Below are 22296 nucleotides of genomic sequence, written 5' to 3' on the forward strand. Positions count from 1 at the left end.
ATACGGTATGTCCCGTCGGGGACTGTTGTTGGGGGCCGCCCTGATGGCCGCATCTTTGGGTCTGATGGGGCCGGCACCGGCATGGGCCAGTCAGCTTGACGATCTGCGGAAATCCGGCGCTGTCGGCGAGGCCTATGACGGCTATACCCGGGCGCGGGACGGATCGGCCAAGGGGTTTGTTGATACGGTCAACAAACAGCGCCGTGGCATCTATGTCAAACGGGCCAAGTCCGAAGGTGTCTCCCCGGATCAGGTGGGGCGTGTCTATGCCCTTGAGATTTTCAAGAAAGCGCCAAAGGGAACATGGTTCCTTGGTGAAAATGGAAAATGGACGCAGAAATAACCTGCGGTTCCTGAATTCATAAAAAAAGGGGCAGGTGCCATATGGCATCTGCCCCTTTTCTGTTTTTCAGGCGGGGATCAGTTCGCGGCGGCAAATTCCGCCAGTTTCTCCACCAGAACTTTCAGGTCGGCCTTCACTTTGTCGAAATTGGCTGATTTCTCAAGGGTGGCCTCATCCATATAGAGATCGCGGCGAATTTCGATCTGCAGGCTGTGACGGCCCGCATCCGGGTCGCTATAGGCCCGCACCAGTTCCACACCGGCATAAGGCTCATTGACGGCAACCTGATATCCAAGCTCTTCCAGAACCTCTTTTGTCTTGGCAACGAATTTCGGATCGCAGGTGGTGCCGCGGCGGTCGCCAAGGCAGAATTCCGGACGCTGGACGCCGGGCCCTTCCTTGGAGGTCTCGTTGCTCATTTCCGGCATGGAATGGCAGTTCAGGTGCCATACACGGCCAAAACTGGCATGGGTGTCATCCAGTGCCGCTTTCAGGGTGTCGTGATAGGGCACCCAATAGCTGTCGATGCGGTTTTCTGCTTCGGCCACAGACAGCTTGCGATCATAGATATCCTCGTTGATCTGGTTTTTCCGCCAGATCAGACCAATCCCGAGACCGGCTTTTTCACTTTCGCCAACAGGACGGGTCCAGTCCCCATCGATCAGGGCGGTGTCCATTTCGGTGATGCCCCGGTTCACGTCGATATAGCTGCGCGGGAAATGGGCCCCCATCAGGGTCGCGCCCAAATCCGGTGCATCGGCATACAATTCGTGGATATAGGTATCTTCCGCCCGGCGCAGGATCATGAAATCCGAGGCGTGGTTGAAATCCTCGGGGTATTCCATGCCGCTGTGCGGGCTGTCCAGAACAAGGGGAACAGAGGTGGATGTCGGGGCGTTCAGGAACAGAACGCCCGGAATGTTTTTGCTACTCACGATACTAACCTTCATTCAAATGACACGCGGACATATGGCCGGGTGCAACCGATTTAAGTTGAGGGACCTCCTGGCGGCAACGATCTGTCGCAAAGGGGCAACGAGGATGGAAATGACATCCCTGCGGCGGATCAAGCGGAGAGGGGATCTCTCCCTCGATCGGGGTAAAGTCCGCATGACGGGCATCCAGCCGCGGGATTTCCCGAAGCAGGGCCTGTGTATAGGGATGGTTTGGCTTGGCAAACAATTCCTCGGTGGGGGCGGACTCAACAACCCGCCCCAGATACATGATCACGATCCGGTCCGAGATATGCTCGACCACACCCAGATCATGGGAAATGAACAGATAGGTCAGGTCCAGATCTTCCCGCAGCTTGATGAACAGGTTCAGAATCTGGGCCTGAATGGACACGTCAAGGGCGGCCACGGCCTCGTCACAGACGATGAAGTCCGGCTGCACCGCAAGGGCGCGGGCAATCCCAAGACGCTGGCGCTGCCCGCCGGAGAACTGGTGCGGATAGCGACGCTTGTAGGACGGGTCCAACCCGCAGCGCAGCATCACGTCATCCAGATAGTCATCCTGTTCCGCCGCAGTCGTCAGCTTGTGCACCAGCGGTGCCTCGCCGATGATGTCCCGGACCCGAAGGCGGGGGTTAAGGGACGCGAACGGGTCCTGAAAAATCATCTGGACCTTCAGCGCCACTTCCCGCGCATCCTCCCCGGTCAGGGAGGCGATATTCTGCCCCTTGTACAGGATCTCGCCGGAGGTGGGAGGCATGATGCCCGCCACCATGCGGCCCAGCGTGGACTTGCCGCAACCGGACTCGCCCACCAGACTGACAACTTCACCCTTGTTGACGTGAAGCGAGACCCCATCCACCGCATGGACCACTTCCTCGCGGATATTGGAGCCCAGCTTCTGGGCGATTTTTCCGGCAAAATCCAGCGGCTTGACGAACTTCTTCGACAGCGACCGGATTTCCAGTACAGGAGAGTTCTGTTCCTGATTAGACATGGGAGAGAGCCTCCTCTACACGATGGCAGCGAACAAGGCGGCCATCCTCACATTTGCTGATGGACGGGGCCTGCTGGCAGGCGTCCGAGGCATACTGGCACCGTTCCCGGAACGAGCAGCCCTTTGGCAGATTGAACAGGGACGGGGTCATGCCCGGAATCTGGGTCAGGGGCTGGCCCCGCTTGTTGCGGCTTGGCACCGACCCGATCAACCCTTCGGTATAGGGGTGCTTCGGATTGTCCAGAACATCGTCCACCTTGCCGGATTCAACGACCTTGCCCGCATACATGACGCAGACCGTATCGGCGAGGCCCGCCACAACGGTCAAATCATGGGTGATCCAGACCAGCGATGTGCCCGTTTCCCGGCACAGTTTCTGGGTTTCATACAAGATCTGGGCCTGAATGGTCACGTCAAGGGCCGTGGTCGGCTCGTCGGCGATGATCAGGTCAGGCTTGTTCAGAAGCGCAATGGCGAAGGCCACACGCTGCCGCATGCCACCGGAAAACTGGTGCGGATAGGATTTCAGGCGCTCCTCGGGCGAGGGAATGCCAACCTGTCCCAGTGCGTCACGGGCCCGCTGCAAGGCTTCCGCCTTGGACACGTTTTCGTGGGCGCGGATGGCTTCGACCATCTGGGTATCAATCCGCAAGACCGGGTTCAGGGTCATCATGGGGTCCTGAAACACCATGGAAATCCGCGAGCCCCGCAGTTGCTTATACTGCTTTTCCGTATACTGGGTCAGGTCCTCGCCCTTGAACAGGATCTTGCCGCCGGTAACCCGGCCGGGTTGATCCACCAGTCCAAGGATCGAGAAACCGGTCACGGACTTGCCGGACCCGGATTCCCCGACAAGGCCCAGAACCTCGCCGCGATTGACGGTAAAGCTGACATCATTGACCGCCGTAACGGCACCGGCTTTTGTGAAAAACTGCGTTTGCAGGTTTTCCACCTGAAGTGTGGGTACTGTCTGGGTCATTTTTTCAGCCTCGGGTTCAGGACATCACGCAGTTGGTCACCAACAAGGTTGATGCTGACAATGGTAATCAGCAGGGCAAGGCCCGGATAGAAGCTGACCCAGTAATCACCGCTCAGCATGTAATCGAAGCCGTTCTTGATCAGCAGGCCAAGGGATGGTTCCGTGATCGGCACACCGATCCCGAGGAAGGACAGGGTCGCTTCCAGGGAAATGGCGTGTGCCACCTGTACGGTACCGACCACGATCAGCGGCGGCGTACAGTTGGGCATCAGGTGCTTGAACACGATCCGGCGGTGGCTGATGGCAAGACAGGTTGCCGCCTCCACATATTCCTTGCGGCGTTCCACAAGGGCGGTGCCGCGAATGGTCCGGGCGTAATAGGCCCATTGCACCGCCACCAGCGAAATGATCACCTTGTCCACCCCTTGTCCCAGTGCGGACACAAGGATCAGGGCGATCAGGATGGCCGGAAAGCTGAGCTGCAAGTCGGCGATCCGCATGATCAGGGTATCGACACGGCCCCCGAAATAGGCGGCAAACAGGCCCAGAGCACCGCCTAGAACAAGGGCGATCAGGGTTGAAGCGGCGCCCACGGCAAGGCTGGTGCGCAGGCCATAGAAAATACCGGACAGAAGGTCGCGGCCCTGATCGTCGGTGCCCAGCCAATAGGTGATCTGTGATCCCACGCTACCCGGTTCCAGACGCCCGTCCAGAAAGTCGATCTGGTTCAGGTCATAAGGGTTCTGGGGGGTGATCCACGGGGCGAAGATGGCGGCTGCGATCAGGGCCACGAATACGATCAGGCCCAGAACAGCCAGTTTCTTTTCAGCAAAATCCGACGCGAAGGTGCGCCACGGATTGATGCCGTCATCCTGTACAGCGGCGGCCATCAGTTTGCTCCTCCAAGACGAACGCGTGGATCCAGAATGGAATACAGGATGTCCACGACAAAATTGATAACGATAAACATGGTCACGGTCAGCAGCAGATAGGCAACCACAACCGGACGGTCCAGATGGCTGATGCTGTCAATCAGCAGCTTGCCAATTCCCGGCCATGCAAAAACGGTTTCCGTCACAACGGCAAAGGCGATCACGCTGCCAAGTTCCAGACCCAAAACGGTTACCACCGGGATCATGATGTTTTTCAGCACATGCACACCGATGATCCGGGCGTCGGAAACCCCTTTGGCGCGGGCGAACTTGATATAGTCCTGCAGCAGAACCTCGCGGGTGCCGGACCGGGCCAGACGGATGACCAGTGACATCTTGAACAGGGCCAGGTTGAAGGCGGGCAGGAACAGGTGACTGAGGCCATCAAGGGTCAGGAAACTGACGGGTATACCGAACAGGTCCACCGTCTCCCCGCGTCCCGAGGCTGGAAGCCAGCCCATATTCACGGAAAACAGCATGATCAGCATCAGGCCAACCCAGAAGGTGGGCAGGCTGAACCCCAGAATGGAGCCGGTCATGATAACCCGGCCAACAACGCTGTCCGGTTTCAGACCAGCCAGCATGCCAAGGGGGACGCCGAAAACAACAGCCAGACCCACGGCCAGAAAGGCCAGTTCAAGGGTGGCGGGCAGGCGCTGGAAAATAATGTCAAGCGCCGGCAGATTATGAACAAATGAATTCCCAAGATCGCCTTGCAGGGCATTGGCAAGGAACAGGCCGTATTGCGTCCAGATGGGTTTATCCAGACCCAGACGGCGAATGGTTTCTTCCTGTTCCGCAATATCCGCTTCCGGGTTGATCAGGATGTCGACCGGATTACCGATCGCATACACACCGGCAAAGACGATGATGGACATTACAAATAAGACAACGACACTTTGCGACAAGCGCCGAATGGTGAAAGCAAGCACTGAACTCTCCTGTCAAAAAAGACCGGGCACTGAATATGTGCCCGGTCTCTTTGTTCCGATGGACTTAGTTGGCCTTGTGTACGCCTGTTGCCAGGGTGTACTGGTCGGCACGTGCCTTGTGGGACAGACCCTTGCGGTGTGCCCATGAAGTCACTTCGAAGTGAAGCGGAAGGATGGAGTAATCTTCCATGGCTTCCCGGCTTGCGGTCCGCAGGATTTCCTCGCGTTTCGCGTCATCCACGGTGGCAAGGGCCGTCAGGATCTTTTCATCCAGTGACGGGTTGCTGTAACGGCCACGGTTGGTGCCGCCCAGACCGGTTTCCTTGTTGCGCGTACCGACAAGGGCCCGCAGCGGGTTGGACATTTCACCGGTGCCAGCGCCCCAGCCAGCCAGATAGATGGAGAACTCGTAGGTGTTCCGGGTCTTGAAGAAGACGCTCTTGGTCATGGCGTTGACGGTTGTCTTCACGCCGATACGGGTGAACATCTGGGCGATGACCTGGGCAATCTTGGCATCGTTGATATACCGGTCATTCGGGGTGCCGAGGACCAGTTCAAAACCGTTCGGGTAACCGGCTTCGGCCAGCAGTTTCTTGGCGCCATCCGGGTCATACGCTTCGTGCTTGGCGCCCGGGTTGGTGCCAAAGAAGCCCTGCGGCAGCAGTTCACCGGCCGGAACAGCAACACCGCCCATGATTTTTTCGACGATGGCATCGCGGTTGATGGCCTTGGACAGGGCCTGACGAACACGCACGTCAAGGAACGGGTTCTTTTCACAGGCTTCCGTGGCGCACGGGCCTTCGCCTTCATACTGGGCGTCCGGCTTGCCGGTGCCCTTGACGCCGAAGGTGGACGGGCCAAACTGGTCCATATGCAGATAGATTACCCGGTTGGACAGACCTTGCGATACGTCGAATTTCGGGTTTTCTTTCAGTTCTGCCAGGTCCTGGGTGGGCGGGTTGTCGACAAAGTCAACATCGCCAGCCAGCAGGGCGGCCATACGGGCGGCGGCATTGGTGATCGGCTTCTGGATCACTTCGTCCCATTCGGGCTTGCCGCCCCAATAGTTTGCATTGGCTTCCATGACAAAGCGGTCGCCCTTGACGAATTCCTTGAACTTGTACGGGCCGGTACCGATGGAGGCGGAGCCGTTGTTGAAGTCAACTGTGGACGGGAACGCGTCCAGACCGCAGTTTTCCTTGTCATACTTGATGTCGCCGGAAACGCCATTGGCGGTTGCCGACAGGATGCCCCAGTTGGCGAAATAGGTCGGCAGCAGCGGTGTGGGTTCCGAGGTGTGAACGATCAGGGTGTGGTCGTCCTTGATTTCGAAGTCGGAAATCGCGCTGGTGAAGCTGACGAAGTTGGACGGGCTGTTGGGAACGTTCGGTACCCGGCAGGCGGAATAGACAACGTCCAGCGCCGTAAAGTCGGAGCCGTCATGGAACTTGACGCCCTTGCGCAGGTTGAATTCCCAGGCGGTTTCGCTGATCGGCTTCCAGGATTCGGCAAGAAGCGGACCCAGCTGCTGGGTTTCGTCCTGATTTGTCAGCGATTCGAACATGTGGCGGCGCAGCGCGTTGTTCGGTGACAGGTTGTGGTAGTGCGGATCGATGGAGCTGGCTTCAGAGGCCATTCCCATGGTCAGAGTTTCCGCCTGTACTGCGGCCGGCAAGGCGGTCGCAAGGGCCACCGCTGCTGCGGCAAGGCCATACTTTCCGATGAACATTTTCAATCTCCCTGTTCAAACAGTTAAAACGTCCCAAGTGTCGCGCAGGCCTGTGTCGCGCTGGCCCCTGTCGCGCGTGGGGGTATTTCTTGACCAATTTTAACCATTGATCTGGCGCCAATGTAGACAAACACATACGTATATGTATAGTCTTTTTTTAATCCTATTCGCCCAGCGAATACCTGCTAAATCTTTTTCGGTGTGATATGTCGAATTTTGCAAATGGCCTGAACTTTCGCCAACTGGAGATTTTCAGTGCGGTTGTCGAGGCTGGCTCGACCACGCGGTCCGCGATCAAGCTGGGCCTGTCACAGCCTGCGGTCAGCCGCAACGTGGCACAGCTTGAAAAGGATCTGGGGTTCAGCCTGTTTGACCGGTCCGGCGGGCGCCTGATCCCGACCGAGGCGGCGCTCCGCCTGCATGCGGAGGTCAGCAAGGCCCTGACCGGCATTGAAAATGTGCTGCACAGCACCCGGGACAGCAAAGCCCCCATGCGGGGCAAGGTAAGCATTGCCGCCGTTCCCAGCATGAGTTTGAGTTTCCTGTCCCGCGCCGTGACCGGCTTTGCGGAGGACTTCCCCGATGTAAAAATCCAGTTTGAGACCCGCACCAGCCGAATGTCCGTCGAGATGGTGGCGGATTTGCGGGTGGATGTGGGGCTAGTCTCCCTGCCGCTGTCCCATCCGGGCATCCGGTTGGAGGAACTGGCCCGGCCGCGGGCGGTCTGTGTCATGCCCAAGGGGCACCCGCTGACCGCAAAGCGGGAAATCGATATCAGTGACCTGAAGGGGCACAACCTTATTCCCATGTCCCGCAGCCACAGTTCCCGGCACCGTCTGGAAGAACTGTTCAGTTCTGTCGGGATCGAGCCGCAGGTCCGGTTCGAGACCTCGACCATGGAAATGGCCTGCGCCCTGATCGAAAGCGGCCTTGGGGTCACGGTGGCCAACGAGATCACCGCCAACCGCCATGAAAGTCACGGGGTCGTCGTGCGCCCGTTCAAGCATGACATGAACTATATCTATGCGTTTGCCTTTCCGGCAAGCACCCCGCCGACGGAGATTTCCCAAGTCTTTGTCACCTACCTGAAGAATTATCTGGCGAACTGGATGAAGCAGTCTGAAGAACGGCTGTCCGCCTGATATTCCCATCCGTCCCTATCAGGACAATCAAAGAAGAGAGTGCCGAAATGAGTACCGAACAGAAGTCCGAATTCACCATTGAACTGACGGCTCCCGATATTTCCGCCTACAAGACCGGCAACCGGGGCATTGAATATGTAACCACATTCGATTCCGGGGTGGAGGGGCCCCATGCGCTGGTCAGTGCCGTGGTTCACGGGAACGAGCTTTGCGGCGCCATCGCCGTGGATCACCTGTTTAAGCAGGATGTCCGGCCCACACGGGGCAAGCTGTCGCTGGCCTTCATGAATGTGGATGCCTATCACAATTTTGATCCGGCCAACCCGATGGATTCTCGTTATGTGGAAGAGGATTTCAACCGCGTCTGGGCAAAGGACGTTCTGGACGGTGATCGGGACAGTGTTGAGCTCCGCCGCGCACGGGCGGTTCGTCCGCTGATCGACGAGGTGGATTACCTGCTGGATATCCATTCCATGACCATCACCCCGGAGCCGCTGATGATGGCCGGCCCCATCGCCAAGGGGCGCGTTATTGCCAAACAGGTCGGTCTGCCGGAAACAGTGATTTCCGATGCCGGGCACAAGGCGGGCCTGCGCATGCGGGACTATGGCGATTTTATCAACCCGGACAGTCACAAGAATGCGCTGCTGATGGAATGCGGCATGCACTGGGTCAAGGAAAGCGGCGATCTGGCCATTGAAACGGCTTATCGTTTCCTGGATGTGCTGGGCATGATCGACCCTGAACTGGCCGAGAAGTTTGGCCCGAAAACCCTGCCGCAAGCCCAGCGGTTCGTGGAATCCAGCGGTCCCTATACCATCAAGACCGACAATTTCCGCTTTAACGAGAAGTTCAGCGGCGGTGAAGTCTTTGACAAGGCCGGCACCGTTATCGCCCATGACGGGGACGAACCGGTCACCACACCGTATGATGATTGCGTCCTGATCATGCCGAACCTGCGGCTTCGCAAAGATGAAAGCGCCCTTCGGTTCGGTCGCCTGATCGAGGTTTGATCCCCGGCCCATGGGCCATGAACCCTGATCTTGCCCTGACCTTGCCCTGACATGATCAGGGCCTTGAAAACAGAAACCTCCCCTCGGTTGAGGGGAGGTTTTTTTATGGTCTGTTGCCAAAGAAAAGAGGCAGGGGGTCAGGCCGTCGCTGTCCGTTCGCGGGCGGCCAGTGTACAGGCGAAGTCATGATTGACATCCCGGTGACCGGCCTCATCCTCCCGCACGGCCAGAACCACATCCCGAAGGCGGGCGGTTGGCGGCAGGTTCCAATATTCGATGGCGATATCCGGGGCGGGCACGTTCTCGTGATACCCATCGTCAATTTCCTGAAGATACCGGGTATAGCTGATAACAGCTTCTTCCTCGAAATAACCGACAACCCGGTGGGCCGTTTTCGGCGCGAACAGATACAGGAAGAAAAAGACGTTATAGAAAACCGCCTGAACCGTCATGATCAGCGCCCGCTCAAACACGGACGGCTTGGTGATCTCGACAAAGGTCATCAGGTGCATACGCTCGTTTTCCGCTTCGTCCAGAAGGGTGCGAATCCAGCCCTGATCGTCGCGGATATGACGGATGGCCTTCAGGTGTTGCAGCAGGCCACCGACCATGCCGGGCACGGCGGCCACGGTTTCCAGAACCACGGCCCGGTGACCGTATCGCTTGCGAAAAAACAGGTCAGCAGAGAAACGCAGGACGCGAACAATACCAAGGGCGACCCTGTCGCTGAGGCCGGTCGGCTTGTGATGGCGCGTCAGGTTGATCGGTTCTGGCAGGCTTTTGGCGGTGGGGGATGACATGCTCATCTCCTTTTCTTGGGTAATCCACTCAATGCCTTGAATATAATCCGCCTGATGGAAAAAAGAGTGTGGCAGGATGCCGCTGCGGCATTCTGCCATACATGCAGGTTTGTCAGATTTTGGACGGTTTCACCCGGCCAGATGATATTTCGTCAGGTCCGTATCATAGGTGAGGGACCAGTAATCCACCAACCGCCACGGCGTGTTGGCCACAATCCTGCCTTCGCTGTTCTTGTACCAGCTTCCCACATCCGGATGGGTCCAGATCATCCCGTTGTGAATGTCGTCCACGGTGCGGTTATATTCGTCATGAATATCCTTTCGGATTTCCAGTTCCGTCCTGTCCGCCTCGATCATGCCCATGATGGACTTGGTGATGTATCGGGTCTGGCATTCCACCTGAAAGATCGTGCTGCCGCCGTGGGCCAGATTGGTGTTCGGGCCATACAGGATGAACATGTTGGGGAACCCCGGTGTGGTCATGCCAAGATAGGCGCGGGGGTCGTCCTGCCACTGGTCGTGCAGTCGGACACCGCCCCGGCCCTGGAGGGTCATGGGAAACAGCAATTCCCCCGCCTTGAAACCGGTGGCATAAATAATGGCATCAAAATCGCGGGCGTCGCCGTTGGTATCCACAATGCCCTCCGCGGTCAGCCGGTCCACACCGGCAGAGACCAGATCCACATTGTCCCGTTTCAGCATCTCGCACCAGTAGTTGTCGATCAGCATCCGCTTTGAAAAGGGCGGGTAATCGGGGATGACCTTGTCCATCAGCTCCGGGTTTCGGTCCAGTGCCTGTTCCAGATGCCGGACGTAAATCTGGCGGTGGCGGTCATTTTCCGCGTTGACGGCCCGCTCCGGGTGGGGCCAGTCCGGGTCTTTCTTCAGGCTTTCCCACAAACCGTCCCCATATCCCCAGAACAGCTTGAACCGGTACCAGTTCTGGTAAAAGGGCACGTGTCGCAGCAGCCATTTCTTGGCGTCGCTGACCGTGCGGTGATAATCGGGCAGAATGCGAATCCAGTGTTTGCTGCGCTGGAAAATGGTCAGTTCCGCAACCTCCGGCGCAATGGCAGGACAAAGTTGCATGGCCGATGCGCCGGTCCCGATCACGGCCACCCGCTTGCCCGAAAGGTCCACATCCTGCCGCCATTCCGCAGAATGAAAGGCTGGCCCCTTGAATGTTTCCTTGCCCGGAAAATCGGGAACGGACGGGCGGTTCAGTTGCCCCGTGGCGGAAATCAGGAACCGGCTGTCCAGGACCTGTTCGCTGCCATCCGGGTCCTGAACGGTGACCTGCCAGCGATGGGCCGCCTCATCGTAGGACGCCTCGGTCACGGTCGTGTTGAATTGGATATGCGGGGTAATGCCATAGGCATCCGCAACCTTCAGAAGATAGGCGAACAACTCGTCCCGCTTGGAATAATATCCGGACCAGTCCGCATTGGGCGCGAACGAGAAGGAATAGAAATGGTTCGGGGTATCCACCCCGCAGGCCGGATAGGTATTCTGGTACCAAGTACCGCCGGCCCGGTCGTTTTTCTCGATCAGGGTGAAGGGGATACCCGCCTGTTTCAGGTGGATGGCCATGCAGATGCCGGACATGCCGCTGCCGATGATCAGGCAGGAATAATCGTCCTTGCGGGCTTGGGGCTGGGGCGTTTGCCACTGGATATGGGTGGTCAGCGGATCGATAAAGCCCATATCCTCAAGGAACATGGGAACGAATTCGGCCCCCACCGGCTCCCCCACATAAAGGGACAGCAATTCCCGCAGCGTCTCCTTTGAGGGCAAGGGCGGCGGTGTCAGCTTGCCGTCCCGAAGGTCGCGAAGCGTGTGAAAGGCTTGGTCCCGGATTTCCTTTTGGCGTTCCTCGCTGATGCGCCGCACCCCTTCCAGACTGCGAGAGGGGACCTGCCCGTCCGAAAACAGGCTCCTGTCCCCGGTCAGTTGGGTCAGTACCATCATCAGGGTGGGGATATTGGCGGCGTCCAGTGCGGATTTCAGGTCGGCATCCGTGGCGCCCTGCAAGCTGTTCTCTGTTGTCATTTCTCGCCCTCGTGCCGGTTTCCCCCGGTCTTGTCTGGTGAACGGATCAACATGGTGGTTGCTTTCATTTAAGGTGAATGTCTCCTGCATATGCAAGTAAAGAAATCAAGAAAACACTGTTTGAGGGGAGGGCGGGAAGCAGTGTCTCCTTGACAAAACCATAAATCCGGTTATTTGGATATGTATGGAAAAACATCAGGATATCGCAAAGGCCCTTGCGGCCCTTGGGCATGACAGTCGCCTCGCCATCTATCGTCTGCTGGTGCAGGCCGGGGATCAGGGGCTGAATGTGGGCGAAATTGGCACCCATCTCAAAATCCCGCCATCCACGCTGGCCCATCATCTTGGCACCCTTGTCAGTGCCGGTCTGGTTCTTCAGGATCGGCGGGGCCGCGAAATCTATAATCGGGCCGACTATCACGCCATGCGGAAAGTCACCGGGTTCCTGACCGAGAATTGCTGCGCCGGGGTGGGGTCTCCCTGACGCGGGCAGGCATTTTTTTGTTCTTATAAAACTATAAAATTAGGGATATCGGTATGGGTGTGATCGCAGAAACTTCGCAAAAGCCACTGGCCCTGTTGGTGCACCGCCTCTGGCAGGATCATCGGGTCTGGCTGGTGTCGGCGGCGGTGCTGGCGGGTTTGTTTGTCGTCTCCCCCGCGCAAGGGGCGGACAGTGCGGTTTTTGTCGCCCGCAATCTGGTTCAGACATTCCCCTATATCCTGCTGTCCATCGGGCTGGCGGCGTGGCTGGGGGCAACCGGGGCTGATGGGCTTGTCTCGCGGGCCTTTGTCGGCTCGCCCGTCCTGATGATTTTTCTGGCGGCCCTCGCAGGGGGGGCTGTCGCCTTTCTGTTCCTGCGGGGTGATCCCCCTGATTGCCGCCCTGCTCAGCATGGGGGTGCCGCTGTCTGCGGTGATGGCCTTCTGGCTGGCCTCGCCGGTGATGGACCCTTCCATGTTCCTGCTGACCAGCGGCGTGCTGGGGGTTGAGTTTGCCGTGGCCAAGACATTGGCGGCCATCGGGATCGGGGTGCTGGGCGGCGGCGGTATTGCTCCGGTTTTTACGGCGGCATTCGTCGGCGTGCCAGCCTATCTGAACGGCTATGCGGCCCTGCCACTTGTCGGCGGGTTGATGGGGCAGGGCATGGCGCCGGGGGCCGGGCTTGCCTTTTTGGTGGCGGGGGGTGTGACCTCCATCCCGGCGGCGGTGGCCGTGTTTGCGCTGGTCAAGCGGCCCGTATTTCTGCTCTATCTTGTGTTGGCCCTTGGCGGTGCCATTGGCAGCGGCCTGCTGTATCAGCTCTGGGTGGGCTAGGGGCAGCGCGGCTCCCGACGCTAAAGGGAATTGTCCGGTTCGGGCATTTCCCGTACTGTGACAAAAAAGAAAGAACAAGAACCTTTTCAATGGCGAGTTGCTTTTCATGACCTTTTTAAAAGGCAGTGGGCCGGTCTGGTGCCTTGCCCTTGGACAGACCCTCTTCTGGGCCGGGCTTTTTTACCTGTTTCCGGCGCTGATAATCCGCTGGGAAAGCGGTTTGGGCTGGTCCAAGGCTGAAATCACCGGGGCGCTGATGATGGCGTTGGTGGCCTCGGCGCTGGTCTCGCCCTTGTCCGGGCGGCTGAATGACCGGGGATACGGGCCGCATATGCTGGCAGGCGGCGGTGTGGTTGGCGGGGTTCTGGTTGCCATGCTGGCGCTGGTCGAAACGCTGGTTCCCTTTTATCTGCTCTGGGCCGGGATTGGCCTGTGTATGGGGACCAGTCTGTATCAGCCCTGTTTCTCCTTCCTGATCCGCAACAAGGGGGAGGGGGCGAAACGGGCGATCACTCTGGTCACGCTGGTGGCCGGGTTTGCCAGCACCGTGTCCTTTCCGCTCAACCATGCCATTTCCGAACTGGCGGGCTGGCGGGTCTCGGCGCTTGCCTTTGCGGCCATGATCCTGCTGATCGGGGTGCCCCTGATGTGGGCCGGGGCCCGCCGGATCGAGGCATCGGGCGCCCATTTAAGGGCACCCGATCCGGCTGCATCGGGGCCGACGGGCCATGCCTACCGGTTTTTGTGGCATCCGGTTTTCTGGCTGCTGGCCATCGGCATGACCTTGCCCCTGATGGCAAACGCCGCGCTTGGCACCCACATGCTTCCCCTGCTGGATGAAAAGGGGGTGGACCCGGACCTTGCCATTCTGGCGGTGTCCTTTATCGGTCCCATGCAGGTTCTTGGCCGCTTGGTTATCATGATGGCGGAACGGTATCTCAACAATATCCTGACGCTGGCCTTCTGTTTTCTGTCACTGGGGGCGGCGGCGCTCTGCCTGCTGGGAACGGCGTCTTACATGGCCCTGTTGCCGCTGTTCATTTTTCTTCAGGGAACCGGAAACGGGGTCATCAGCATTATCAAGCCGGTGGTCTCGCGAGATTTGCTGGGGGCGCGGGATTTCGGCCTGAAATCCGGGGTACAGTTCGTTCCCATTCAGGTCGGCTCGGCCTTTGCGGCGGTGATCGGTTCCCTCATCTGGGAGGTGGGCGGCTATGACCTGATGATCCGCTACCTGATCGGTGCGGCGGGGATCGGGCTGGCGCTGTTTTTGTGCGCTGTGCATATCAGTCGGACCAACCCCTTGGAATAATGCGCAGGACGCAAAGGTAAATTGCACTCTTTTCCGGTGGTGCTCAGAAAATTTTCCGGTTAGAAAGCATTCTCTTAATAAGGAATGAGAAAAGATATGAGCAGCACACGGGGAAATAGCCTTGTCACACCGGTACTGGTTGCCGGGTGCCTGATCCTGATGACCGGGTTTTCCATTCGCGCCAGTTTCGGTGTGTTCCAGATTCCCATTGCCGAAGAATTTGGCTGGCTGCGCTCTGAATTCTCATTGGCGATTGCCATTCAGAACCTGGCCTGGGGAATTGGCCAGCCCCTGTTCGGGGCGTTGGCTGAACGGTTTGGGGAACGTCTGGCCCTTGTGCTGGGGGCGGTGGTCTATGCGCTTGGGTTGGTGCTGTCCAGTTTTGCCGTCACGCCCGAGGCGCATCAATTCTATGAAATTCTGGTCGGCTTCGGGATTGCCGGAACCGGCTTCGGGGTTATTCTGGCCGTTGTTGGCCGGGCCGCGTCCGATGAAAACCGGTCCATGACCCTTGGCATTGCAACGGCGGCAGGCTCTGCCGGGCAAATCATCGGCCCGCCTGTGGCCGCCTATTTCCTCGACTTCATGAACTGGTCCTCCGTCTTCCTGATCTTTGCTGTCTCCATCATGGCGGTTCTGGTCGTGCTGCCCATGATGCGGGCGGAAGGGGGCGCTGTTGTCGCCTCTGCCCGCGAGGAAACCATGGGTGAGGTCTTGCGGAAGGCGTTCTATGATCCGTCCTACAGCATGATTTTCCTCGGCTTCTTTTCCTGTGGGTTCCAGCTTGCCTTTGTGACCGCCCATTTCCCCGCCTTCGTGACCGAGGCTTGCGCGGCGATCGAACCGGGCAGTCTGATGGCCAGTTTGGGGATCAATACAACATCGGCGCTTGGGGCCTTTTCCATTGCCGTGATCGGGGCGGCCAATATCATGGGGACGCTGGCGGCTGGTGCCCTTGGCAAGCATTATTCCAAGAAATACCTGCTGGCCGCAATCTATGTGGGGCGGACCCTTGCGGCGGGCGCCTTTATCATGATGCCCATGACGCCGACGACTGTTCTTGTGTTCTCCGTGGTGATGGGGTCCTTGTGGCTGGCGACGGTTCCGCTGACCTCCGGGTTGGTGGCGGAAATCTATGGCCTCAAATATATGGGAACCCTGTACGGCATTGTCTTCTTCTCCCACCAGCTTGGCTCCTTCCTTGGGGTTTGGCTGGGCGGCACCCTGTATGACCAGTTCGGCTCCTATGATCTGGTGTGGTGGGTTGGCGTGGGCGTCGGGGCGTTTTCCGCCGTGATCCATCTGCCGGTCAAGGAAGGCCCCATTCAGGCCCGTCAGTTCGCCTGACGGGTCCGGCGGTGCCCATATGGGGGCTTGACGGGACGCCGGGCTGGCTTCACTTTAGGCGGCGGTAACGGGCGTCGCCCTTCATCCTTTATCATATCCTTGCTATCGGGAGAGCAAAAATGGTTGCAGAACTGTCTGGAAAAGTCGCCCTGGTGACCGGGTCCACAAGTGGGATCGGGTTGGCGATGGCCAAGAATTTTGCCCGTCTCGGGGCGCAGGTTGTGATCAATGGTCTCGGCGATGAGGCTGCCCTTGAGGCGGCGCGCAAGGATATTGCCAGCGTTTCGGCCAAGCCGGTCCATTATGAAGGGGCCAACATGCTGGACCCGGATGCCATTCAGGCCATGATCCGCACCACCGAAGAAAAGTTCGGGGCGCTGGACATTCTGGTCAATAACGCCGGTATTCAGCATACCGACCGGGTCGAGGATTTTCCGCGCGATCGCTGGGATGCCATTATCGCCATCAACCTGTCCAGTGCCTTTCATGCTTCTGCCGCGGCGTTGCCGGGGATGAAAGAACGGGATTTCGGGCGCATCATCAATGTGGCGTCCGTGCATGGGCTGGTCGGGTCCGTTGAAAAATCCGCCTATGTGGCGGCAAAGCACGGCATTATCGGCCTGACCAAGGTCACGGCGCTGGAAAATGCCACGGCCAATATCACCTGCAATGCCCTGTGTCCCGGTTGGGTACGGACCCCGCTGGTCGAGGCGCAGATCGATGCGCTGGCCGCCCGCGAAGGGCTGGACACGGCGGAAGCGGCGCGCAAGCTGCTATCCTCCAAGGAGCCCAGCCTGCGCTTCACCGCGCCGGAGGAACTGGCCGATGCGGCCGCGTTCCTGTGCAGCCCCGCCGCCAACAACATGACCGGTACCACCCTCACCATGGACGGGGGATGGAGCGCCCAATAAGGCGCACGGGCTTGCGGGAATTGTGATTTGACAGTTTTTTCCGGTTTTGAAACAATCGCTTTAAAACCATGGGAAACTGTTAGGGGCAGGGCGGACCGTGCGGCCACTTGAATTCGACGAGGATTATGTTCTGACGCAAGCCATGCGCTGTTTCTGGCGGCAGGGCTATGCGGCGACCAGTATGCGCGATCTGGAACGGGCCACGGAACTGGCAACCGGCAGTTTGTATAACAGTTTCGGCAACAAGGAACAGCTTTTCGAGCGTTGCTTCGATTTCTATCTGGAACGGGTTTCCCTTCGGCGGGTGCGGGATTTTCTGGAAGCGGAGCAGGCCCGCGCCGGGATCATGAACTATTTTCGCGATGCCCTGAAACGCCCGGCGGAAACCCGGTCCATGGGCTGCCTGCTGGTCAATACAGCCTGTGACCTTGACAATCACTCGGGGCGGATCGCGGAAAAAGCGCGCCAGACCCAAACCCTGATCGAAGGCGCCCTGAAGGATGCCATCCTCCGGGCGCAGCAGCAGGGAGATGTGCCCGCGGACAAGAACCCGGCTCAATTGGCTGGCGACCTTGCCCTGATCCTTTCCGGGATTATCCTTAAACTGAAAACGGACCCGAATACGGACTGGCACGAAAACAGTCTCGATCTGGTTGCGCGTCTTCTGGACTGAGACGGCCAGAAAAAGTCAAAAAAGTTGAAAACTGTCAAAAGTCGGTAAAAAGCCGAAAAAAGAGGGTAAAAGACGAAAAAACAGGGTTTTGGAACGATCATTTTAAAACTGGGGGCAGACAGGAAAGGGTGTTTACATGATCAGGGTACATCATTTGCAGGATTCCCGTTCGCAGCGGATTCTCTGGCTTCTGGAAGAACTGGGACTGACTTACGAGGTGGTCCGCTATGAACGGGATGCCACAACCCGTCTGGCCCCGGAGGCCTTGAAGAAAATTCATCCCCTCGGCAAGTCCCCGGTTCTTGAGGATGGGGCGGTGGTCATCCATGAATCCGGGGCCATCGTGGATTACCTGATCCGAACCTATGGTAACGGGCGACTGGCGCCCGCGGTGGCGACGCCCGACTATAACCGGTATGTGGAATGGATCCATTATGCCGAGGGGTCGGCCATGACGCCGATGCTGTTGCGCCTGTACGCCAGCCGCCTTGGCGAGGCGGCGGAACCGTTGATGCCCCGGATCAATTCGGAAACAGCGAACCATTTCGGCTATATGGCGGCGGCGCTGGGGGATCGGGATTATTTCGTCGGCGAAGATCTGACCGGGGCGGATATCATGCTGTCTTTCCCGCTGGAAGCCGCGAACGCCAATCGGGCGCTGGACAGGTTCCCCAATCTGGCTGGCTTCGTTGCGCGCATCCAGACCCGCCCGGCCTATGTCCGGGCCCTGGAAAAGGGCGGTGATTACGCCTTCGGTCCGCGATAGAACAGGGCACGAATATCGCCAAGGGGGCGAAAGCGGAGCAGATGGTGCGCGGTAAGGCCGATCACCAGCCCCCAGAACGGCGCGCCGATGCTGAGCAGGCTCATGCCCGACGCGGTCACGAGAAAGGTGAGGAAGGCAGCCTCGCGGCTGTCTTCGTCGGTAACCGCTGCGGCCAGACTGTTGCCGATGGTGCCGAGCAGGGCCAGTCCGGCAATGCCCATGATCAGGTCCGCAGGGAACATGCCCAGCACCCCGGCGACCAGTGCCCCGAACAGGCCCAGCAGCATGTAAAACAGACCAGCCCAAACCGCCGCCGGATAGCGTTTGTCCCGGTCCGAATGAACGGTATCCCCCATGCAAAGCGCCGCCGTGATCGCCGCCAGATTGAAGGCATAGCCGCCAAACGGGGCCAGCGGCAGACCGATCGCCCCCGCCCACGCAATGAGGGGCGAGGCCGGGGTCTGGTAGCCGTGGGCGCGCAGGACTGCAACACCCGGAATGTTTTGCGATGCCATGGTGACAATAAAAAGCGGCAGCCCCACCCCGATAAGGGTCGATAGGGAAAAGCTGGGCAGGGTGAAAACGGGCAGGGTGAGGGCAAAGTCAAGGGACAGGGCCCCCATGCGCCCCTCGGCTGTGGCCATCAGGACACCGGCCAGAAACGTGGCCGGAATGGCATAGCGGGGAGAAAACCGCCGTCCCGCCAGATACACGACCAGCATCAGCGCGATCAGGGCAAAGCGGCTTTCCATGGCCACAAAAATATCCAGACCAAAGCGCACCAGAACCCCGGCCAGCATGGCCGAGGCCAGCGGCATGGGAATGATCTTCATGATCTTTTCAAACCAACCGGTCACCCCGAAAAGGGTCAGAAGCAGGGAACTGAACAAAAAGGCGCCAACGGCGTCCCCCATGGGAATACCGGGCAGGCTGGTCACCAACAGGGCGGCGCCGGGCGTAGACCAGGCGATGATGATGGGCACCCGATAGAACAGGGAAAGCCCGATGCCACTGATCCCCATGCCAAGACCAAGCGCCCACATCCATGAGGCAATGATATCCGGGGTGGCCCCGCCCGCCGCCGCCGCCTGAAACACGATGGCCGCTGCACTGGTATAGCCAACCAGAACCGCAACAAATCCCGAGATCACATAGGTGGGGGCAAAAAATTTCAGCATTGCGGGCCTCGTCCAGCAGCTTGATCGGATGTGCGTTATAGCGCACAATGGCAATACCATAAGATCGTGCGTTATAGCGCACAAGTCTTTTTTATGTGAGGTTGAGGCGGTATGCAGGAACAGGCGGCCCATCTATCGAAAACCCTGAAGGCTCGGCGAAAGGTGCTGGGCTGGAGTTTGGACCGGGCGGCGGAGCAGACCGGCGTGAGCAAGGCCATGCTGGGCCAGATCGAGCGCGGCGAAAGCAGCCCCACGGTCGCCACGTTATGGAAAATCGCCACGGGGCTGGAAATGTCGTTGTCGTCCCTGATTGAGGCGGTGCCGGACAACACCGAGTATCGGGAGACCTTGCGCCGGGATGCCGACCGGATGCGGCGCGATGCAGCGGGCGAGGGATTGGCCGTGGCGCCGCTGTTCCCCTATGAGGAGCGGTTCGGGTTCGAGTATCTTGAACTGACGCTGCGGCCCGGATACGAGCGCATTTCCGAGCCCCACGAGCCGGGCGTTGTCGAGTTTGTCACCGTTCTGGAGGGGCAGCCGGAAATCCTGTCGGAAGGTGTGTGGCACCCCCTCGCACAAGGGCAATCCCTGCGGTTCGCAGGCGATCGGGAGCATGGATACCGTAACCGGGCGGACGAGAAGGCCGTATTTTTGTGTGTGATCCACTACCCGGCAGGACGCCGATAGGAACGGACTGCGGCCGGGAGGGGGAGATTATCCAGCCTCAAACAGGGTGGCTTCCCATGTGCCTTTCCTGACCTCGTTGGCAATAAGGGTCCGCAGCAACCCGACCATGGTTTCCTGAAGACGGGTGGAGGGACGCTCCCGCAGGTGGCCCATATAAAGAGTGCGGCTGAGGGACGGCTTGATGACCGGACGGGCGTGAAGAATGCCATCCCGTAGTTGCTGGCCCACAAACACCTTGGGGGCGATGGTGCAGCCAAGCCCCGCCGTCAGGCCGGTAATGATCCCGGCCACGGAATTGAGGTGAAGGGGGGCCTTGGCCTCCAGCTTGGTGAGCAGGGCCGGACGGTCCACAAGCGCCCGCGAATACACCCCCTGACGCAGAAGAAGAACCGGCAGGGTGGTAAGCTGGTCGAACGTCAGGGGCTCATCCGTATCACCCACAATGTCGCGCTTGCCAACACAGAGAACTTGTTCCTCAAGGATCGGGACCATGCTGATGCGGTCATCCTTTTGCGGGTTATAGAAAAAGGCCAGATCCACATCCGATGCCAGAAGGTTCGAGAAGTTGGTGCCGGACAGGCTTTCCACAATGGACAGGCGAACCTTGGGGAAATCCTCCATCACGGTTTTCATGAGGGGGAGGGCAATGGTCTGCATCACGGAATAGGGCAGGCCAATGGCGAAATCGCCGCTGACCTCGTCAGACAGTTGCTTCATGTCCTGTTCCGCAGCGCCGATGGCCCGCAGGATCAGCTTGGCATGTTCATACAGCTTGATCCCCGCCGCCGTCGGTTCCATCCCCCGCGGTTTGCGAATGAAAAGCTGGACCCCCAGTTCGGTTTCAAGATTGGACAGGTGGTGACTGATGGCGGACTGGGCGACGTTACATTCGCTGGCGGCCCGGGACAGGTTCCGGTGCTCGAATATGGCGGCGTAATATCTAAGCTGGCGTGTGTCCATGACTACCCATCTAAAAACCAGAACGAATTGATCAATTAATTATATTTTTAAGAAGATTAGTTTGGCAATAGCGTAATCGCTTCACAAATTACAAAAATCCTTTTCGGATGGAAATTATCAGTATGACGTCGACGTTACCCCTCTCCGGTATCCGCGTGGTGGAGATGAGCCACATGGTGATGGGCCCTTCCTGTGGCATGATCCTGGCCCAGCTTGGTGCCGAGGTGATCAAGGTGGAACCGCCCAAGGGAGACAAGACCCGTGATTTGCGGGGTATGGGGACCTCTTTCTTCCCGTTGTTCAATCGCGGCAAGAAGAGCGTTGTTCTGGACCTGTCCCTGACGGAGGATCGCGAGGCGTTTTATGCCCTGCTGGAAACCGCCGATGTGTTTGTCGAGAATTTCAAGGACGGGATGCTGGCGACCTACGGCGCCGATGCGGAGACCCTGCGCGAGAAATTCCCCCGGCTGATTGTTGCCGGTCACAAGGGGTTCCTGTCCGGCCCGTATGAACATCGTCCGGCGCTGGATGAAGTGGTCCAGATGATGGGCGGCCTTGCCATGATGACCGGATCGCGGGAACGCCCCCTTCGGGTGGGATCGTCCGCCAATGATATCATGGGCGGCATGTTCGGAGTGATCGGCATCCTGTGCGCCTTGCTGGAGCGGGGAAATAGCGGAGAGGGCAAGAATGTCCGGGTTGGCCTGTTCGAGAACTGCCTGCTGATGGTGGCGCAGCACATGGTTCAGTATGACATGACGGGCGTGCCTTCAACCCCGATGCCCGCGCGGACCCACGCCTGGCCGGTTTACGATATTTTTGATACCCGCGACGGCCAGCGGGTGTTTGTTGGCGTTGTGACCGATGGACACTGGCAGACCTTCTGCCGGACCTATGGCCTTGAAAACCTGTTGCAGGACGAGCGGTTGCAGACGGCAACCGACCGGATCGAGGCGCGGTCATGGACCATTCCGCTGGTGGCGGAAAAACTGGCGCTGGTGGATGCAGGCGACCTGATGAGCCGACTGGATGAACTGAGCATTCCTTTCGCCCCGATCAATGCACCGGAAGACCTGTATCAGGACCCGCATGTGCAGCGGGATGGGGGGCTTGTTACCTCGACCAATACGGATGGGCAGACCTTCCGTGCACCGGCCTTGCCGCTGGAAATGGACGGGGCCAATGTGGTTGGCGAACTGGATGTGCCCAAGCTGGGCGCGGATACGGATCGCATTCTTGCCGACCTTGGCATCAAGAGGTCCGGCAATGCGTGAT

General features: G+C 58.8%; 21 protein-coding genes and 1 pseudogene. 12 read left to right on the top strand and 10 right to left on the bottom strand.

Going from position 1 to position 22296, the window contains the following annotated elements; all coding sequences use genetic code 11:
- Positions 1 to 7: 7 nt before the first annotated feature.
- Positions 8 to 343, top strand: a complete 336-nt coding sequence (locus FQB27_RS10430) for a YdbL family probable chaperone protein (protein WP_169560995.1) — start codon at positions 8 to 10, stop codon at positions 341 to 343.
- Positions 344 to 420: 77 nt separating this feature from the next.
- Here FQB27_RS10430 and FQB27_RS10435 read toward each other — a convergent pair whose 3' ends face one another.
- From FQB27_RS10435 to FQB27_RS10460, 6 genes are all read right to left on the bottom strand, one after another.
- Positions 421 to 1278, bottom strand: coding sequence for an N-formylglutamate amidohydrolase (locus FQB27_RS10435; protein WP_206374548.1), 858 nt, complete (start codon positions 1276 to 1278; stop codon positions 421 to 423).
- A gap of 4 nt (positions 1279 to 1282) precedes the next feature.
- Positions 1283 to 2293 carry an ABC transporter ATP-binding protein gene (locus tag FQB27_RS10440; protein WP_169560997.1) on the bottom strand — a complete coding sequence of 337 codons (1011 nt, stop codon included), beginning with the start codon at positions 2291 to 2293 and terminating at the stop codon, positions 1283 to 1285.
- The gene (locus FQB27_RS10445; RefSeq protein ID WP_169560998.1) at positions 2286 to 3272 is read right to left on the bottom strand and encodes an ABC transporter ATP-binding protein; all 987 of its coding nucleotides are present in this window, start codon (positions 3270 to 3272) and stop codon (positions 2286 to 2288) included. The genes FQB27_RS10440 and FQB27_RS10445 overlap by 8 nt, the downstream gene beginning before the upstream one ends.
- Positions 3269 to 4162, bottom strand: a complete 894-nt coding sequence (locus FQB27_RS10450) for an ABC transporter permease (protein ID WP_169560999.1) — start codon at positions 4160 to 4162, stop codon at positions 3269 to 3271. The genes FQB27_RS10445 and FQB27_RS10450 overlap by 4 nt, the downstream gene beginning before the upstream one ends.
- A complete protein-coding gene (locus FQB27_RS10455; RefSeq protein ID WP_169561000.1) occupies positions 4162 to 5136 on the bottom strand; it encodes an ABC transporter permease in 975 nt (324 codons plus the stop codon). The genes FQB27_RS10450 and FQB27_RS10455 overlap by 1 nt, the downstream gene beginning before the upstream one ends.
- Positions 5137 to 5200: 64 nt before the next feature.
- The gene (locus tag FQB27_RS10460; RefSeq protein ID WP_169561001.1) at positions 5201 to 6865 is read right to left on the bottom strand and encodes an ABC transporter substrate-binding protein; all 1665 of its coding nucleotides are present in this window, start codon (positions 6863 to 6865) and stop codon (positions 5201 to 5203) included.
- A gap of 206 nt (positions 6866 to 7071) precedes the next feature.
- On the opposite strand from FQB27_RS10460, the gene FQB27_RS10465 reads away from it, so the two are divergent.
- A complete protein-coding gene (locus tag FQB27_RS10465; RefSeq protein WP_169561002.1) occupies positions 7072 to 8007 on the top strand; it encodes a LysR family transcriptional regulator in 936 nt (311 codons plus the stop codon).
- 47 nt (positions 8008 to 8054) lie between these two features.
- A complete protein-coding gene (locus FQB27_RS10470; protein ID WP_169561003.1) occupies positions 8055 to 9020 on the top strand; it encodes a M14 family metallopeptidase in 966 nt (321 codons plus the stop codon).
- A gap of 137 nt (positions 9021 to 9157) precedes the next feature.
- Here the strand turns inward: FQB27_RS10470 and FQB27_RS10475 are convergent, their stop codons facing one another.
- Both FQB27_RS10475 and FQB27_RS10480 read right to left on the bottom strand, forming a co-directional pair.
- Positions 9158 to 9820, bottom strand: coding sequence for an alternative oxidase (locus FQB27_RS10475; protein ID WP_169561004.1), 663 nt, complete (start codon positions 9818 to 9820; stop codon positions 9158 to 9160).
- A 129-nt stretch (positions 9821 to 9949) separates the two neighbouring features.
- The gene (locus tag FQB27_RS10480; RefSeq protein ID WP_169561005.1) at positions 9950 to 11869 is read right to left on the bottom strand and encodes a flavin-containing monooxygenase; all 1920 of its coding nucleotides are present in this window, start codon (positions 11867 to 11869) and stop codon (positions 9950 to 9952) included.
- A gap of 184 nt (positions 11870 to 12053) precedes the next feature.
- Between FQB27_RS10480 and FQB27_RS10485 the strand changes: the two genes are divergently transcribed.
- The 7 genes and pseudogenes from FQB27_RS10485 (at position 12054) to FQB27_RS10515 (ending at position 18196) form a co-directional block, all read left to right on the top strand.
- On the top strand, positions 12054 to 12353 hold the full coding sequence (locus FQB27_RS10485) for an ArsR/SmtB family transcription factor (protein ID WP_169561006.1): 300 nt from the start codon (positions 12054 to 12056) through the stop codon (positions 12351 to 12353).
- Positions 12354 to 12406: 53 nt separating this feature from the next.
- Positions 12407 to 13187: pseudogene (locus tag FQB27_RS16950) on the top strand (permease).
- A gap of 106 nt (positions 13188 to 13293) precedes the next feature.
- Positions 13294 to 14499: an MFS transporter gene (locus tag FQB27_RS10495; protein WP_169561007.1), complete on the top strand. Its 1206-nt coding sequence runs from the start codon at positions 13294 to 13296 to the stop codon at positions 14497 to 14499.
- A 96-nt stretch (positions 14500 to 14595) separates the two neighbouring features.
- Positions 14596 to 15846 carry an MFS transporter gene (locus tag FQB27_RS10500; RefSeq protein ID WP_169561008.1) on the top strand — a complete coding sequence of 417 codons (1251 nt, stop codon included), beginning with the start codon at positions 14596 to 14598 and terminating at the stop codon, positions 15844 to 15846.
- Between the two features lie 119 nt (positions 15847 to 15965).
- The gene (locus FQB27_RS10505) at positions 15966 to 16757 is read left to right on the top strand and encodes a 3-hydroxybutyrate dehydrogenase (RefSeq protein WP_169561009.1); all 792 of its coding nucleotides are present in this window, start codon (positions 15966 to 15968) and stop codon (positions 16755 to 16757) included.
- A gap of 97 nt (positions 16758 to 16854) precedes the next feature.
- A complete protein-coding gene (locus tag FQB27_RS10510) occupies positions 16855 to 17430 on the top strand; it encodes a TetR/AcrR family transcriptional regulator (RefSeq protein WP_169561010.1) in 576 nt (191 codons plus the stop codon).
- A gap of 136 nt (positions 17431 to 17566) precedes the next feature.
- Positions 17567 to 18196 carry a glutathione S-transferase family protein gene (locus FQB27_RS10515; RefSeq protein WP_169561011.1) on the top strand — a complete coding sequence of 210 codons (630 nt, stop codon included), beginning with the start codon at positions 17567 to 17569 and terminating at the stop codon, positions 18194 to 18196.
- On the opposite strand, the gene FQB27_RS10520 is transcribed toward FQB27_RS10515, so the two are convergent.
- Entirely contained in the window at positions 18175 to 19374 is a 1200-nt protein-coding gene (locus FQB27_RS10520; RefSeq protein WP_169561012.1) for a benzoate/H(+) symporter BenE family transporter, read from the bottom strand. The two genes, FQB27_RS10515 and FQB27_RS10520, sit on opposite strands and share 22 nt — an antisense overlap.
- Positions 19375 to 19485: 111 nt before the next feature.
- On the opposite strand from FQB27_RS10520, the gene FQB27_RS10525 reads away from it, so the two are divergent.
- Positions 19486 to 20061, top strand: a complete 576-nt coding sequence (locus FQB27_RS10525; RefSeq protein ID WP_169561013.1) for a helix-turn-helix domain-containing protein — start codon at positions 19486 to 19488, stop codon at positions 20059 to 20061.
- A 27-nt stretch (positions 20062 to 20088) separates the two neighbouring features.
- Here the strand turns inward: FQB27_RS10525 and FQB27_RS10530 are convergent, their stop codons facing one another.
- Positions 20089 to 21021 (bottom strand): LysR family transcriptional regulator, encoded by a 933-nt coding sequence (locus FQB27_RS10530; protein ID WP_169561014.1) that lies wholly within the window; start codon positions 21019 to 21021, stop codon positions 20089 to 20091.
- 122 nt (positions 21022 to 21143) lie between these two features.
- On the opposite strand from FQB27_RS10530, the gene FQB27_RS10535 reads away from it, so the two are divergent.
- On the top strand, positions 21144 to 22295 hold the full coding sequence (locus FQB27_RS10535; RefSeq protein ID WP_169561015.1) for a CaiB/BaiF CoA transferase family protein: 1152 nt from the start codon (positions 21144 to 21146) through the stop codon (positions 22293 to 22295).
- Position 22296 lies beyond the last annotated feature (1 nt).

Origin of the sequence: Sneathiella chinensis, assembly GCF_012720115.1 — a bacterium.
GTDB classification, from domain to species: domain Bacteria; phylum Pseudomonadota; class Alphaproteobacteria; order Sneathiellales; family Sneathiellaceae; genus Sneathiella; species Sneathiella chinensis.